Annotated in this window: 14 protein-coding genes; 13 read left to right on the forward strand and 1 reads right to left on the reverse strand. The window is 39.7% G+C overall.

Going from position 1 to position 15,263, the window contains the following annotated elements:
* Nucleotides 1–140 precede the first annotated feature (140 nt).
* The gene (locus K1X82_07125; protein MBX7181866.1) at nucleotides 141–536 is read right to left on the reverse strand and encodes a DUF2177 family protein; all 396 of its coding nucleotides are present in this window, start codon (nucleotides 534–536) and stop codon (nucleotides 141–143) included.
* 353 nt (nucleotides 537–889) lie between these two features.
* Between K1X82_07125 and ribD the strand changes: the two genes are divergently transcribed.
* The 13 genes from ribD to K1X82_07190 all read left to right on the forward strand — a co-directional run bounded on the left by ribD (nucleotide 890) and on the right by K1X82_07190 (nucleotide 15,211).
* The gene (gene ribD / locus K1X82_07130) at nucleotides 890–1,906 is read left to right on the forward strand and encodes a bifunctional diaminohydroxyphosphoribosylaminopyrimidine deaminase/5-amino-6-(5-phosphoribosylamino)uracil reductase RibD (protein MBX7181867.1); all 1,017 of its coding nucleotides are present in this window, start codon (nucleotides 890–892) and stop codon (nucleotides 1,904–1,906) included.
* Nucleotides 1,903–2,763, forward strand: a complete 861-nt coding sequence (gene ubiA / locus K1X82_07135; GenBank protein MBX7181868.1) for a putative 4-hydroxybenzoate polyprenyltransferase — start codon at nucleotides 1,903–1,905, stop codon at nucleotides 2,761–2,763. Before ribD ends, ubiA begins: the two co-directional genes overlap by 4 nt.
* A complete protein-coding gene (locus K1X82_07140) occupies nucleotides 2,763–4,460 on the forward strand; it encodes a S8 family peptidase (GenBank protein ID MBX7181869.1) in 1,698 nt (565 codons plus the stop codon). The genes ubiA and K1X82_07140 overlap by 1 nt, the downstream gene beginning before the upstream one ends.
* Nucleotides 4,461–4,463: 3 nt before the next feature.
* Nucleotides 4,464–5,741: a competence/damage-inducible protein A gene (locus K1X82_07145; protein ID MBX7181870.1), complete on the forward strand. Its 1,278-nt coding sequence runs from the start codon at nucleotides 4,464–4,466 to the stop codon at nucleotides 5,739–5,741.
* Nucleotides 5,738–7,048, forward strand: a complete 1,311-nt coding sequence (locus K1X82_07150) for a saccharopine dehydrogenase NADP-binding domain-containing protein (protein MBX7181871.1) — start codon at nucleotides 5,738–5,740, stop codon at nucleotides 7,046–7,048. Before K1X82_07145 ends, K1X82_07150 begins: the two co-directional genes overlap by 4 nt.
* A 770-nt stretch (nucleotides 7,049–7,818) precedes the next feature.
* Nucleotides 7,819–9,699, forward strand: a complete 1,881-nt coding sequence (gene asnB / locus K1X82_07155) for an asparagine synthase (glutamine-hydrolyzing) (protein MBX7181872.1) — start codon at nucleotides 7,819–7,821, stop codon at nucleotides 9,697–9,699.
* A 110-nt stretch (nucleotides 9,700–9,809) separates the two neighbouring features.
* On the forward strand, nucleotides 9,810–10,211 hold the full coding sequence (locus K1X82_07160; GenBank protein MBX7181873.1) for a hypothetical protein: 402 nt from the start codon (nucleotides 9,810–9,812) through the stop codon (nucleotides 10,209–10,211).
* A gap of 54 nt (nucleotides 10,212–10,265) precedes the next feature.
* Nucleotides 10,266–11,330 carry a hypothetical protein gene (locus K1X82_07165; protein MBX7181874.1) on the forward strand — a complete coding sequence of 355 codons (1,065 nt, stop codon included), beginning with the start codon at nucleotides 10,266–10,268 and terminating at the stop codon, nucleotides 11,328–11,330.
* A 9-nt stretch (nucleotides 11,331–11,339) separates the two neighbouring features.
* Nucleotides 11,340–12,101, forward strand: a complete 762-nt coding sequence (locus tag K1X82_07170) for a hypothetical protein (protein ID MBX7181875.1) — start codon at nucleotides 11,340–11,342, stop codon at nucleotides 12,099–12,101.
* Entirely contained in the window at nucleotides 12,091–12,459 is a 369-nt protein-coding gene (locus K1X82_07175; GenBank protein MBX7181876.1) for a hypothetical protein, read from the forward strand. The genes K1X82_07170 and K1X82_07175 overlap by 11 nt, the downstream gene beginning before the upstream one ends.
* A 143-nt stretch (nucleotides 12,460–12,602) precedes the next feature.
* Nucleotides 12,603–13,544, forward strand: a complete 942-nt coding sequence (gene mdh / locus K1X82_07180; GenBank protein ID MBX7181877.1) for a malate dehydrogenase — start codon at nucleotides 12,603–12,605, stop codon at nucleotides 13,542–13,544.
* Between the two features lie 78 nt (nucleotides 13,545–13,622).
* Nucleotides 13,623–13,820: a hypothetical protein gene (locus K1X82_07185; GenBank protein MBX7181878.1), complete on the forward strand. Its 198-nt coding sequence runs from the start codon at nucleotides 13,623–13,625 to the stop codon at nucleotides 13,818–13,820.
* 128 nt (nucleotides 13,821–13,948) lie between these two features.
* Nucleotides 13,949–15,211 (forward strand): hypothetical protein, encoded by a 1,263-nt coding sequence (locus K1X82_07190; protein ID MBX7181879.1) that lies wholly within the window; start codon nucleotides 13,949–13,951, stop codon nucleotides 15,209–15,211.
* Nucleotides 15,212–15,263: the final 52 nt, after the last annotated feature.

Raw genomic sequence — 15,263 nt, forward strand, 5'->3', positions numbered from 1 at the left:
CTAAACTGGTTGAATTTAAAGTTTTTCAAATTAGATGCTCTTAAATCGAACCATTTTGAAGGATATTAAACGTAAAATGGCGTCTAAAAGTGGTTATTAGACAAACTGTCGTTGCCCGAGGGTGCAAACCCGTAAGGTCGTCACCTTGTACCTACCCAGTAGCCAATAATTCCGGCAAAAGAAGAAACAACTACCCCCCAAAGCAAATCGATACCTACCACCAACCAAGGCCATTGCTTTATGGTTGCCTTGTTGGTAAGGTCATAGGTGGCATAACAAACAAAACCATAAAGGGCCGAATTAAAAAGTGCTGTGGTCCATTGGGAATCTTTGAGTCCGGGAATAACCCCAAAATACACTAAGCCACCGAGGTAAAGAATGTAAAAAAGTGCAGCAGCCCGCCAATCTACCTCGCCGGTAAAAATGAACCCTAGTTTTTCCCGATAAAAGTTTTTGGCGATGAGTCCGAGCCAAAGCATATCCAAGGCAAAGAATCCGGCTGCAGTGGCGAAATAAATGAGTAAAGTTTGTTTCATGGTGAGGTAAAAATCGAAAAAAAATTGCGACAGGAAGGTTGCTTAGGTTTCTTTAACGTTTCGACTGTTCATATTCAAATTGAAGAAACCTGCTGTTTTGATCATAGATATAGAAAGCAATGGCTTTTGTTACTTGCATTCATTTGTAGAACGCGTCGGGTAGGGATAGAAGTGGAAAGCCCACAGCCCCGAACACTTTCGGGGCGAGGACTTGAAACGGAAAGCCCGACCATGAGCCTTTGCAGGTAGGAGGGAAGGAGGTAAAGTTTTGGAAGGCGAATGGGACCCGCCAAAAAAACAAAAACCAAGAAATCCATACCTACACCTTACACTATGGTATGTACCTTTGCATTCTGATGGAAGAAGATAAAGACTATATGCTTCGTTGTTTGCAACTGGCTAAACTAGGGCTTGGACGAACAAAAACCAATCCACTGGTGGGCTCGGTCATTGTGCATGCCGGAAAAATTATAGGTGAAGGATATCACCACGCTTATGGACAGGCCCATGCGGAGGTAAATGCCATTGCTTCCGTTTCTGATTTAAGTCTTTTATCCGAATCAACATTATATGTGAATTTAGAGCCTTGTTCTCATCATGGTAAAACTCCACCTTGTGCTGATTTAATTGTACAACATGCGATTAAACGAGTTGTGATTGGTTGTGAAGATAGTTACAAAGAAGTGAATGGAATGGGAATTAAAAAGCTCAGGGATGCAGGAATATCGGTTGAAGTTGGGGTTTTGGAGAAAGAAAGTAAAGAGTTAAATAAGCGATTTTTTACGTATCATCAGAAAAAGCGCCCGTTTGTGGTGTTAAAATGGGCACAAAGTTCGGATGGTTTTATTGATCGGAATAGGGACGCAGGTGAGGCCCCAACCAGAATAAGTTCGGTAATGAGTTCGAGATTGGTTCATAAGTGGAGGAGTGAAGAACAAGCTATTTTAATAGGTAAAAATACCTTGGTGAAGGACAATCCAAGGTTAGATGCCAGGTTTGGTTTTGAGCCATCGCCTGCTGTTGTTGTGTTGGGTTACAAGGAAGGGAATTGGAATATTTGGGAAAATAAGTCAACCAAATATTTGTTTGGAACGAAAGGGCAGGAGGGAAAGTCCGGAAATTATTTTCCGAAGATGGAGCTTAGGTCTGTGTTACAAACCTTGCATAAAGAAGGAATAAGTTCGGTTTTGGTTGAAGGAGGGGCAAGCGTTTTAAATAGTTTTTTGGAAGCGGATTGCTGGGATGAAATACGAGTTGTTGAAAGTAGTACTAATCTTTTGCAAGGTGTTCAAGCTCCATTACTTACCTTTGCACCCGATTCGATGGAAATGCTTGGAACCGATCGAATTAAGTATTTTAAACACGTATGAATAGAATTCAAAAATACCTCAGTCTGATTAAGTTTAGCCATACGGTATTTGCTTTGCCTTTTGCCTTGATTGGATTTTTTCTGGCCATTTACAAATTTCACTATTCTTTTGACTGGTCCATTTTGGTAAAAGTGTTAATGTGTATGGTATTTGCGAGAAGTGCAGCTATGGCTTTTAATCGGTATATAGATCGCAAATTTGATGCTGCCAATCCAAGAACCGCCATTCGGGAAATTCCTGCAGGACTCATTACTGCCGATTCTGCCTTGTGGTTTGTGGTGATTAATGCCTTGTTATTTATAGGTACCACCTGGTTTATAAATCTGCTTTGTTTTAGTTTATCGCCTGTTGCCTTGTTGGTGATTTTAGGTTATAGTTTTACCAAGCGTTTTACTCCTCTTTGTCACCTGGTATTAGGTGTTGGGCTTTCGCTTTCCCCTATTGGTTCGTTCTTGGCGGTGAGTGGAAAGTTTGAATTGCTGCCCGTATTATTTAGTTTTGGGGTCATGTTTTGGGTTAGTGGATTTGACATAATATATGCATTGCAGGATGAGGATTTTGATCGGGGTCAAGGATTGTTTTCCATTCCGGTTTGGTTAGGTGGGAAAAATGCGTTGCGTTTATCGGAGTTTTTGCATTTGTTTTGTGCATTATCGTTGTTTTCGGCTGGTTTTGTAGGCGATTTTGGAATGATATATTGGTTAGGTTATTCCATTTTTATTTCCTTGTTGGTTTATCAGCACAGCATTGTGAAGCCCAACGATTTAAGCAGGGTAAATTTAGCTTTTGCCACCACCAATGGATGGGCAAGTGTAGTTTTTGGAATATTATCGGTTTCGGATTTATTTTTCAGATAATGAAGACTTTATTTAAAAGTATAATACGTTTTGGGTTTGGAATCCTAGGCTTGGTTTTATTTGGTTTACCCATGGAAGGCAAGGGGCAAATTAACTCCAAGTATTTTGTTCCATTTACCGATAAAGATCAAACCCCGTATTCATTATCTGATCCACAGCAATTTTTGAGTGATAGGGCAATACAGCGCAGACAGAATCAGAACATTGCATTGGATTGGTATGATTTACCGGTTGATCCAAACTATGTACAACAAGTTGCAGCTACGGGGGTTACCGTAATTGCCCGCAGTAAATGGTTGAATGGCGTTATTATTCAAACTTTAGATGCTAATGCTTTAGCAGCAGTTCAGGCCTTACCTTTTGTAGTGAATTATCAGCCTGTTGCCATGCAGGGTGGTGGAAATAGTCAGCCCAAATGGAAAGATTTGGACAACCAGGCTTCTTTTAAGGTTGAACAAGATTGGCTGGAAAGCGATTATGGCGCTTCGTATAATCAATTGAATATGGTTGGTGCTTTAGGTTTGCACAATGCAGGGTTTAAAGGACAAGGCAAGCTTATAGCCGTTTTGGATGCAGGTTTTCCGTTTGCTTTTTCCAATCCGGGCTTTGATAGTTTAAATGCACGAAACGGTATTACCATGGTGAAAGATATTGTGACACCGGGTGGAGATCCGACCGTTAGTTCGATTTCTGCGCACGGTGCCTATGTGCTTTCAATTATCGCCGGTCATTTGCCCGGACAGTTAATCGGTTCAGGTCCTGATGCAGATTTTGCCCTTATCAGAACGGAGGATGCCGGAACTGAAAACATTATAGAAGAATACAATTGGGTAATTGGTGCCGAGTTGGCAGATAGTTTGGGAGCAGATATCATAAACTCCTCGTTGGGGTATAATTTGTTTGATCAAAGTTTTATGAACCATAGTTTTTCCGACATGGACGGACAAACCAATATTTCGTCGAAAGGTGCAAACAAGGCGGCTTCGAAAGGAATTTTGGTGGTGGTTAGTCAAGGCAATGAAGGCAATTCCGCTTGGGGTAGAGTAGTTTCTCCTGCCGATGCGGATAGTGCATTGGCAGTGGGTGGTGTAGATTCTTTGGGAAATCATGCCTCGTTAAGTGGACGTGGTCCTGCGGCTGATGGAGCAATAAAGCCCAATGTTTCGGCAAAAGGGTTTAAAACCAGTTACATTACAACCCAAGGCGAAGTGTTGCAAGGAAATGGAACTTCCTTCGCTTCTCCAATTATTTCAGGCCTTGCAGCATGTTTATGGCAAGCCTTACCCACTTTAACTGCTTGGGAAATGAAGAATCTTATTGAACAATGTTCCAGCCAGTATAATGAACCGGATTCCTTATTAGGATATGGAATACCCAATTTTTCTTATGCATTGATATTAATGGATAGCCCCAAGCCTCAAAGTGCACTGTCGGATGAATTGTTATTTGCATTCCCTAATCCATTTGATGGAGAATTGGATTTAAGATTTTATTCAACCCAAAACCAGTTGATTTTGATTGAAGTTTGTGATTTGCTTGGAAAAAGTATTTATAAATCGGCTAAGCATGTTTTTCACAATGCCATCAATACCATTCATTTGGATTTGCCGGTTGATTTAGAGCAAGGACTGTATCAGGTTAGTATTAAAACCGAGAAAGGAAACTATACTGCTAAGGTGTTGAAGTTTAAAAAGTAGGTCATGTTAGTTGCGGAGCTAATTACCATTGGGGATGAATTGTTAATTGGGCAGGTGGTTGATACCAATTCTGCTTGGATGGGAGAACAATTAAATTTAATTGGAATAAAGGTTAAGCAAATTACCAGTATTTCGGACGACAAGCAGGCGATTTTGACCGCCTTGAAAGAAGCCCAGCAACGAGCCGATATAGTTTTGGTAACAGGTGGATTAGGACCAACCAAGGATGATATAACCAAAACAACTTTGTGTGAATATTTTCAGTGCGGTTATCGATTTGATGAGAATGTTCACCTGCATTTAATTCAGATTTTTCAACGTTTTGGTAGAACCCTTAGTGAATTAAATAAACTACAGGCTCAATTGCCTGAGCTTTGTACCACCCTCTTTAATGCCAATGGAACTGCCCCCGGAATGTGGTTTGAAAACCAGGGAAAAGTTTTAGTATCAATGCCAGGCGTGCCCTACGAGATGAAGGGAATTATGAAAGATGAGGTACTTCCCAGATTACAATCCTTTTTTAAAACCCAGGCCATTTTTCATAAAACCATTTTAACCATGGGAATTGGTGAAAGCTATCTTTCTGAATTAATTTCAGATTGGGAAGATGCTTTACCATCCCATATAAAACTGGCCTATTTGCCTTCGCCCGGTTATGTGAGGTTGAGATTGACCGGAACTGGTAACAACCAAGCAGTATTAGAGTCCGAGGTGTTGGAACAAGTAAACAAACTAAAGCCTCTTATTTCAACTTATATTTTTGGTTATGATTCCGACACCTTACCCAAACTGATACATGAGGAACTAACCCAATCTAAACGAACCATTTCAACGGCTGAAAGTTGCACCGGAGGAACAATAGCGGCTCATCTTAGCTCCTTGCCCGGATCTTCGACATTTTTTATAGGTTCTGTTGTTGCTTACAGTAATCAAGTAAAAGAACAAGAATTAGGGGTAAGTTCTTCAACACTGGAAATCCACGGAGCGGTGAGCGAAGAAACCGTAAATCAAATGATTTCCGGAGCTTTAAAAAAGTTTGGAACCTATTACAGTATTGCCATTTCCGGCATTGCAGGTCCGGACGGTGGAAGCGATGAAAAGCCGGTTGGAACGGTGTGGATTGGAGTAGGGGATGTAACCGGAAACAGGGTGATTAAAAAATACCAATTAGGGCATAATCGAGAACGCAATATTCAAATTGCAAGTCTTTATGCAATAAATCAATGTTTGGGATTAATCCGCAGCAATGCTGATTATAAGGAAAATAAAGCTAATTCATGAAAAAGATTTTGTTGTTAGGAGCCGGCAGAAGCTCGGTATATTTAATTGATTATTTACTAGAAAATTCAAAAGGCAAGTGGGAACTTAGCATTGGAGATGTTTCTCTGGAGGCCGCACAAGCTAAGTTAGGGAATCGACCATACGGAAAAGCAATGGCATTAGATGTAACCGACGCACCGGCATTGTCTCAGGCAATTGCAGGTTCTGATTTGGTTATTTCCTTGTTACCTCCCGCTTTGCATATTCTGGCTGCTCATGTTTGTTTGGCACATCACAAGCACTTAGTAACTGCCTCTTATGTTTCGCCGGAAATTAAAGCCTTGGATCAAGAAGCCAAATCCAAAGGACTTTTGTTTTTAAATGAATGCGGTTTAGATCCCGGCATCGATCACATGAGTGCGATGAAGGTGATGGATGAAATACGCAAGCATGGTGGAGAATTGACCGAATTTAAATCGTATTGTGGCGGTTTAGTGGCAAAAGAAGATATCGACAATCCGTTTGGATATAAGTTTTCTTGGAACCCCCGCAATGTGATATTGGCCGGACAAGCAACGGCCAGCTTTTTATGGAAGGGTAAGACCAAATTTATTCCATACCACCGCATTTTTACCGATATTGAGACAATTGGCATTTTTGGAGGCGAACAATTTGATGCTTATGCCAACAGGGATAGTTTAAGTTATATACAAACCTACGGAATTCCGGAGGTGAAAACCATGATTAGAGGCACTTTGCGTTATCCGGGATTTTGCAAGTTGTGGAATTTTATTGTTCAGGCAGGTTTAACAGATGCCAAATTTTATCCCGATCCCAAGGTTAGAACTTACCTTGAATTAATGGATAGTTTAAGACCCAATCATGGTCGTTTTCTGGAACAATTAACCGTGGAAGAGGAGTTGGAACTTCAAAACCTGGTGGAAAGTACAGGCTTGTTTGAAGCTAAGGCTTTGGAACCGGTTGGTGGAAGTGTGGCCGATATGCTGCAATCGTTGCTGGAAAAAAGTTGGGCTATGCAGGACAAAGACAAGGATAGGGTAGTAATGCAACATTTGTTTGGTTATGAATTGGATGGACAACACCATGTTCTTACTTCCACCTTGGATATAAACGGACAAGATTCCTTGCATACTGCGATGGCAAAAACCGTGGGTTTACCTTTGGCCATGGCTTCCAAATTGGTTTTAGAAGATCGAATTCAGGAACGCGGTGTTTGTATTCCTTTGACTAAGGATTTTTACTTGCCCATTTTGTCGGAGTTGGAAGAGCATGGCATTAGGTTTTACGAAAGTGGGGTGGTGGGGTAAAAATACCATGTCGGGAATTTAGGCCAAAATTTATGCTAGTCTTAGTTTTAGATTGATTGGGCGGTTCCCATTCGCCAAAAATAGTTGTGCATTTCAATGGGTATCGTAAGGCTCATGGTCGGGCTATCGGCTGTAGTCCTCGTCGCCCCAGGCTAGCGCCATGGGTCTCCTGTGGGCTACTTGCCTCTATCCCTAACCGGACTAAGCCCCGGGCATTCTAGCTTTTACCGGGCCTTCACAGGTAAAGAAGTTTTTTTGTGTCTATTATTGAATAAAAAAATAAAGGTCCGATTTCTCTTTTTAAATAAGGTTTAGTGGAGAATGGCTATTAGTTGGGTTTACCCCTCCCGACGCATTTCGGGAAGAAGTTGGTATCAATTTAGACAAATAAATTGATTTACAAATTCTTACTCGTTTATGCATTTCTAATGCGTAAACTGGGTTAAAAGTGCAAAATTTCGGGTTTAGGTCGGGTAGGGATAGAAGCGGAAAGCCCACAACCCGAACACTTTCGGGTGAGGACTTGCAGCGGATAGCCCGGACCTGAGCCCCCCAAAAAAATGGGGTCATTGTAGTGCTTTCATGGCGAAGGTACCCGCATAAAAACAAAATAAAATCAATTCATTTTCGGGAAATATGAAAAAGTAGAGGGTGATTTCATTGGGAATTGGAACCGGTTTGAATTATTCAGCAGACCCAATTTAGCCTGTTTGTATGTTTCACAATTGAAGTATCTTTGCCTAATCACCTAATTTGAAGCCTCAATTGATATGTGTGGAATTACGGGAATTTATGCTTTGCAGCCGGCAGGAAATGCTTATTTTGAAAATGCATCCAAAGCATTAAAAACAATGGAATTGCGAGGTCCGGATGGGAATGGTTTAGCGAAATTTGACAAAGCAATTTTAGGACATGCCAGGCTTTCCATCATAGATACTTCCACTTCTGCTTCACAACCTTTTACCGATGAAAGTGGACGATATACTTTGGTTTTTAATGGTGAGATTTTTAATTATCAAGATCTGAAAAATGATTTAGCAGGTACTTATACTTTTAAATCAACTAGTGATACGGAAGTTCTTCTTTATCAATTTATTGAAAATGGAAAGGATTGCCTAAGTAAGTTGAATGGTTTTTTTGCATTTGCGGTTTATGATGCTCAGGAAGATACTTTATTCATGGCTAGGGATCGGTATGGGATTAAGCCATTTTTATACTTTTTGGATGAAGGTTGTTTGATATTTAGTTCGGAGATGAAGGCCTTAATGGCATGGGGGATTCCTAAGGTTTTAGACGATACATCGTTGCAGGCTTATTTTCAATTCAATTACATTCCCGGGCCGCATTCGGTATTTAGGCAAGTGAAAAAGTTAGAGCCGGGATCCTTTTTGGAAATCAAGAACAATGAATTGAGTACTGGGCGGTATTATGAGTTGAAGCAAGGAAGTTCAGGACAGACTCCAAGTTATGAGCGGGCACAACAGCAATTGGTTGAATTATTAGAAGATGCGGTACAGCGAAGGTTAATTTCGGATGTTCCATTGGGATCATTTTTAAGCGGAGGGATAGATAGTTCGGTGGTGGTGGCCTTGGCATCGCGTCATACTTCCCGATTAAATACCTTTTCCATTGGTTTCAAAGACGAACCTTTATTTGATGAAACCGAGTATGCCAATTTAGTTGCCAGGAAATTTGGGACCAACCATACTGTTTTTTCATTAACAAACGATGATTTGTATGCCAATTTGCATGCAGTTTTAGATTATATCGACGAACCTTTTGCGGACTCTTCAGCCTTAAACGTTCACATTTTAAGTATGCATACCCGAAAACATGTAACGGTTGCATTAAGTGGCGATGGTGCCGATGAAATGTTAGGAGGTTATAATAAACACGAAGCATTAAGAAGGGCTGCAGAAAAGAATGTCTTTAATTCCTTGTTATCCATGTCGGCTCCATTCTGGTCTGCCTTGCCAAGTTCCAGGAATGGAAAATGGAGCAATCGAATCAGGCAATTGGAAAAATATAGTAAGGCATTGGATTTGGATTGGAGTGAACGGTATTGGCAATGGGCATCCTTTATGCCGGAGCAGGATGCCAGGGATTTACTTGTTAGAACGAATGAGGTTGAATTTGAAGTTAGGAAAATGAAGCTGCTGAGACATTTGAAAGCAGAACCGGGAATGAATGCAGTTTTTAAAACAGACATGGAATTGGTATTGCAAAACGATATGTTGGTGAAAGTAGATTTAATGAGTATGGCCAATAGTTTGGAAGTTCGGGTTCCGTTTTTGGATTATAGGGTCGTAGATTTCATTTTTTCACTACCAGATACCTATAAAATTGATGCCAGTGGAAGAAAACGTATTTTGCGGGATGCATTTAGATCAGTTCTTCCTCAGGAACTATACACCAGAAATAAGCAGGGTTTTGAAGTTCCTCTATTGAAATGGTTCAGAACTGAATTGAAGAGTAAAATAACGGATGATTATTTAGCTCCTAAGTTTATTAAGGAGCAAGGTGTTTTTCATAATGATAAGGTTCAAGCTATTGTTCAACGAATGTTGTCGAACAATCCGGGAGATAGCGCCACCCATGTTTGGAACTTATTGGTTTTTCAAAATTGGTGGAGAAAGTATTACAAGCAATAATTAATCCTGCCAGTGAAAAAGGAAGTCCACAATAAAACATGATTGCACACATAGGAATTAATTGATTTTACTCAGGAATCAGGTGAAAGGAAAAGGTTTATTTTTGCACAGTGAAAGAACAAGGAATTCATAGCATTCATAGGGTATTAGTGTTGTGGATGTTGGTTTTATATAGTGTCGGTTTGTTTCGATCGTATGCTCCGTTTGTGGATTATGCCTTAAATTACAACTACATTACCAAGGTATTATGCGTCAATAAAGAGAAGGCGGGCAGTTGTTGCAAGGGAAGTTGTCATTTAAAAAATCAGTTGAAGAAGGCAGGAGATGAAGGTTCTAAGCCTTCGGGATATCAGCTAAATAACTTATTAGAAGAATATGATTTAGGGTTTGAATTGGAATGGGAGTTGCCGGTTTATTCGGAGTTTTCTTCCCGAACCTTGTGGCTTTATTTACCTTTTATTCCTGCCGCATTGTCGGAAAGGGATTCGCCACCACCTCAGCCATTAGTTTGAAACAGACCATCCGATTGAAAGCAATTGGATATTAGTTCAACTAATTAATAACTGATGATTTTAAGAAATTTTACTTTCGTAATCCTTCTCCTGCATTTAGGAATCCCAATGGCATGGTCACAAAGTTGTGATTCGGCTAGGGTTTGCACCTGTGATGGGGAAGACAGAAGTCCGGCAGGATTAATGTTCGGACACCACCATGCCAGCAATTCCTGGATGGTTTCATATCGATTTATGTTTATGGACATGAATCAATTGGCCCAAGGCAGACAAGGGATTACTTCCGAAACCGCTTTTAATACCTATTTAATGGCACCTACCACTATGCAGATGCAAATGCATATGCTTATGGTAATGTATGGAATTAGTCCTTCCTTTACGGTGATGGGTATGGCCAATTTTGTTGGACAAACCATGGATATGGAAATGTATGCCATGGCCATGCATCACCACGAAGACATGGTTGGTACCGGTGACATGTTGACTATGAATTCAGCTTCACTGGGATTTTCGGATACCAGGTTCATGTTGTTGTATCATGCTTACGATGATATGAGAAGTAGGATAGTTCCCAGTTTAGGAATTAGCATTCCAACCGGTAGTATTGGTAAACGAGATGAGGCGATGGCTGTTTACTTTAATTCCCGAATGCCCTATATGATGCAATTGGGGACGGGCACAGTGGATATTCAGCCTGGGCTAACCTATTTATTTGATACTGAAAATTGGAGTGCCGGAGCTCAGGCTTATTACACCATTCGTCCTTATAAAAACAAATGGGGATATCGATGGGGAAATGAATTGGAGGTTAATGTTTGGGGAGGCAGACAAATTTGGAATTGGTTAAGTTTAAATATCCGAAGTCAAACTTTGGCTAGCGGAACCATCAAAGGAATGGATTCCGGTTTGTATGCTTATCAGGAACCCGGAACCAACCCTATTAATTATGGGGGATTCAGGTCGAATTTATTTGGAGGTGTTAATTTTCATTTACCTCAAAAATTATTGCCAAAGCAAAAGTTTGGGGTAGAATTTGGTGGTCCTGTTTATCAAAACAACAACGGCATTCAACTCCGGAATAAGTGGGGAATAAATGCAAGTTGGACTATAACTTTTTAAAGAAAAAAAATGAAAACAAGCAATTTTATTTTAGGAGTAATTTCCGCGTTTATCCTTATTGGCTGTGGCAAAGAAGAGCCCATAGATACCTCAGCGTACGGAAAAATTGAATTTCATATGCATTCAACCTTGGGAGTTCGTGAGATTCCGGCTTATGGATTAAAGGATACCATGCCTGATGGGCGGGGGGTATTGGTTCAAAAGGCAAGGATGTATATTTCACATATTGAATTGCAAAAAAAGGATGGTACCTTGGTGCCTTTAGATGGAAAGATTATTTTAACTGAACGAGGAATTGAGGCGTATGAACTTGGCGATGCGCCTGCCGGAAATTACAATGGAGTAAGATTTTATATTGGATTGGATGCTTCACAAAACACCCGGGAATCTGTTGCCGGCGACCAGGTTTTAGGAGATGAAGGAATGTGGTTTAGTACTAATCCTCAGGTGGATGGACGGAAATACATCCATTTTGTTGGAAAAGTAGATACCAGTTTGGCAGGAAATCCGGATTCAACACAATGGAAACCTTTTGATTTTCAACTTGGTACTTCTAACCATTACCAACAAGTTGTGTTACCTGTTAAGAATTATTCCATTATTCCGGGTCAAACCCATTTCGTTCATTTGGAGATTGACTTTGGGAAATTGTTATCCGGGTTAGATTGGAAAACAAGTGATTTACAAGTAGTTGGTGTTGGTGGGAATAGTACCAGTTTGTCTCAGGATTTAAAACTACAAGCTGCTACCATGATAGGATATGAAGACTAAACTATTCATACTGTTTTGGGTTTTGTTATCTTCCTGTACCACCAAGGATAATTGTGAGAATAATCCTTCAGGTTTATCTTATGAACAGCATATTCGTCCTATGGTGGAACAAAACTGTTTGGGTTCGGGCTGTCACCAGGGAGGGGTTCCGGCAGGTGGATTAAATTTGTCAGATACAAGCAGTTATAGCCAGCTATTAAGTCAGGGTTCTGGATATGTAAAACCGGGAAATTCAGGAGGAAGTTTGTTGTATATTCAATTAATTTCCAAAGGCAATCCAATGCCACCCAGTGGGAATTTAGGAAGTTGCGAATTGGAATTAGTTAAAACCTGGATAGATCAGGGCGGGGTTAAGTAAACAAATTGAGCAGATGTAAAGGAAATAAGCAGATAAAGGTTGATAAGTTCATATAAAATAAGCCAATTTTCTTTGTTCAGGTGAGTATAGATGTCTACTTTCGCAGACCAAAATAAATTCTGTAATTACAATATAAAATCAACATGAAAATCACAGTAGTAGGTGCAGGTAATGTGGGTGCAACCTGTGCAAACGTTATCGCACACAAAGAGTTGGCCAACGAAGTAATTTTGTTGGACATTAAAGAAGGTATTGCTGAAGGTAAATCTTTGGATATTTGGCAATCGGCCGGAATTGAGAACTATGACACTCGTACCATTGGAGTTACCAATGATTATGCGCGTACAGCAGGTTCAGAAGTGGTGGTAATTACATCCGGTTTGCCACGTAAACCCGGAATGAGCCGTGATGATTTAATTTCAATTAATGCCGGCATTGTAAAATCAGTTACAGAGAACGTAATAAAATATTCACCGGATGCTAAAATTATTGTGGTTAGCAATCCTTTGGATGTAATGACCTATTGTGCTTATTTGACAGCCAAGGTAGATAGCAGCAAAGTAATTGGTATGGCCGGAATTTTGGATACAGCCCGTTACCGTGCATTTTTAGCTGATGCTTTGAATACTTCTCCTAAAGAAATCCAGGCAGTATTAATGGGTGGACATGGTGATACCATGGTTCCGTTACCACGTTATACAACTGTTGCAGGTATTCCTGTTACAGAATTATTGGATAAAGCTACTTTGGATGCAATTATTCAACGTACCAAAACAGGTGGTGGAGAGTTGGTAAATTTGATGGGAACCTCTGCATGGTATGCTCCTGGTGCTGCAGCAGCTCAAATGGTTGAAAGTATTGTTCGCAACCAGAATCGTATTTTCCCATGTTGTGTTTGGTTGCAAGGAGAATACGGATTAAAAGACATTTACCTTGGTGTACCGGTTAAGTTAGGTAAAAACGGCGTTGAGCAAATTATTGAATTGAAATTAAACGAAGAAGAAAAACAATTGCTAAACGAATCAGCGAAAGCCGTTAAAGAGGTGTGCGATGTGTTGGATAGAATGAATGTGGTAACCGCCTAATTGAATAAAATTTTCAGAGGCTTAGACGTCAAAATCTTTCGAAGAATTTGCGTCTAAGCCTTTTTAATGCAGAAAAGAATGGAGAATAGTATCGAACCCGAAAAAACAAACAAAGGGTTTACCTTTTTTGATCCGGATTCTAAAGAAAAGGCAAGCGAACGATTGAGTTGTACTATGATGGGATGTGTTTTAGTTCCGGTTTTGGGTTTAGGATTGTTGGCTTTGTTCATGATTATTAATGTTTTGATAGGGTTGGTTAGAATGGCAACCTATTAATTTCAGAAACTGGAATACCGTATTCTTGGTTATTCAATTGAAGTAGTTTTTTCATAATAATTCCTAAACAGCTCGTTGATTATCAGGTGCTGCTGGAATAGAAATGGCAAATACACTACTTTAGGCCCATGTTTTCTTTGCAGGGCTTAACTCAAAAATTTATTAATTTTCATAAACTTGGTTGTGTTTGTCCAATGGGCGATTCCAACTTGGATTTGGCCATTTTTCAGTCTGTTTATGATTTACCGTTTGATCATTGGAATTCAGTAATTGGTGAAGAGAAATTACTATTAACTATACCGTATTTAGCAGCAGTTGAGGCTATGCCAACGCAAAACATGGCATTCCATTATTGTATTGTATACCATCAAACCTTGCCGGTTGGTGTATTTTATTTTCAGGAATTTGATTTCAGTTTGGCAGACATGAATGCCAATGTGGAAACTTCTCAATTAAATAACACCCTTAACCTTTTTGATAAGCTCAAGAATACGGTTTCTGCCGGATTTAAAAATATTCAATTACGCCTTTTAGTTGCCGGTAATTGTTATATCAGCGGTGATTATGGATTTTGTTTCGTGAATGGTTTTCCGAATGATAATTTTAGTTTAGTTCTAGATACTGCCATTCAAAAAATTATGCAATCCAAGAAAGACGGAAAGAAAATCCAAGGCATTTTGGTGAAGGATTTTTCAGAAAATCAAGAAGTATTGGTAGCAGGACTAAAAGAGAAGAATTATTTTCCTTTTCATGTTGATCCGAATATGGTATTGCAAATTCCGGAGGGCATTAAGACCATGGAAGAATTTGTGGCTCTTTTTTCATCTAAATATAGGGTTAGGGTTCGGTCATGTGAAAAGAAATTTAAAGGAGTTGAAAGCAGGTATTTTGGACTTGAAGACTTGGTAAAACATTACGATCAAATTAAGCGATTGTACCTGAATGTGGAGGAAAAGGCAGGCTTTAATTTGTTGAAGGTACCGGAAAACTATTTTATTGAATTAAAGAAAAATCTGGAAGATGCCTTTCTGTTTAGGGCCTATTTTATTGAAAATAAATTAGTAGGTTTTAGTTCTTCCTTTGTTTGGAGTAAAAAAGTGGAAGCACATTTTGTTGGGTTAGATTATGAATATAACCAGACCTATGGGCTTTATCAAAACATGTTATATGACTTTTTGAAACAGGCATTGGACGCTGGTTCAAATTGGTTGTATTTAGGAAGAACAGCCTTGGAAATAAAAAGCACTTTAGGCGCTGTTCCGGATCAAATGACCTTATTGGCTAAAAGTCCAAATGCATTATTTAATCGATTGGTACCGCCTATTTTTTCCAATTTAAAGCAGACTGAATGGATTCAAAGAAGACCCTTTAAGGATGGTGAAGAAGCCTAGATTTTCAATAAAAATCCATTGAAAAAATAAGATTTTCCAATTTGCAATCCGT

The sequence above is a fragment of the Bacteroidia bacterium genome (assembly GCA_019695265.1).
Lineage (GTDB): Bacteria > Bacteroidota > Bacteroidia > JAIBAJ01 > JAIBAJ01 > JAIBAJ01.

Bases quoted from the DNA above. Each gene is read 5' to 3' on its own strand.
- ubiA (MBX7181868.1), top strand. From the start codon at position 1,903: ATGAATAGAATTCAAAAATACCTCAGTCTGATTAAGTTTAGCCATACG.
- asnB (MBX7181872.1), top strand. From the start codon at position 7,819: ATGTGTGGAATTACGGGAATTTATGCTTTGCAGCCGGCAGGAAATGCT.
- mdh (MBX7181877.1), top strand. From the start codon at position 12,603: ATGAAAATCACAGTAGTAGGTGCAGGTAATGTGGGTGCAACCTGTGCA.
- K1X82_07140 (MBX7181869.1), top strand. From the start codon at position 2,763: ATGAAGACTTTATTTAAAAGTATAATACGTTTTGGGTTTGGAATCCTA.
- K1X82_07190 (MBX7181879.1), top strand. From the start codon at position 13,949: ATGTTTTCTTTGCAGGGCTTAACTCAAAAATTTATTAATTTTCATAAA.
- K1X82_07170 (MBX7181875.1), top strand. From the start codon at position 11,340: ATGAAAACAAGCAATTTTATTTTAGGAGTAATTTCCGCGTTTATCCTT.
- K1X82_07125 (MBX7181866.1), bottom strand. From the start codon at position 536: ATGAAACAAACTTTACTCATTTATTTCGCCACTGCAGCCGGATTCTTT.
- K1X82_07185 (MBX7181878.1), top strand. From the start codon at position 13,623: ATGGAGAATAGTATCGAACCCGAAAAAACAAACAAAGGGTTTACCTTT.
- K1X82_07165 (MBX7181874.1), top strand. From the start codon at position 10,266: ATGATTTTAAGAAATTTTACTTTCGTAATCCTTCTCCTGCATTTAGGA.
- K1X82_07145 (MBX7181870.1), top strand. From the start codon at position 4,464: ATGTTAGTTGCGGAGCTAATTACCATTGGGGATGAATTGTTAATTGGG.
- K1X82_07175 (MBX7181876.1), top strand. From the start codon at position 12,091: ATGAAGACTAAACTATTCATACTGTTTTGGGTTTTGTTATCTTCCTGT.
- K1X82_07150 (MBX7181871.1), top strand. From the start codon at position 5,738: ATGAAAAAGATTTTGTTGTTAGGAGCCGGCAGAAGCTCGGTATATTTA.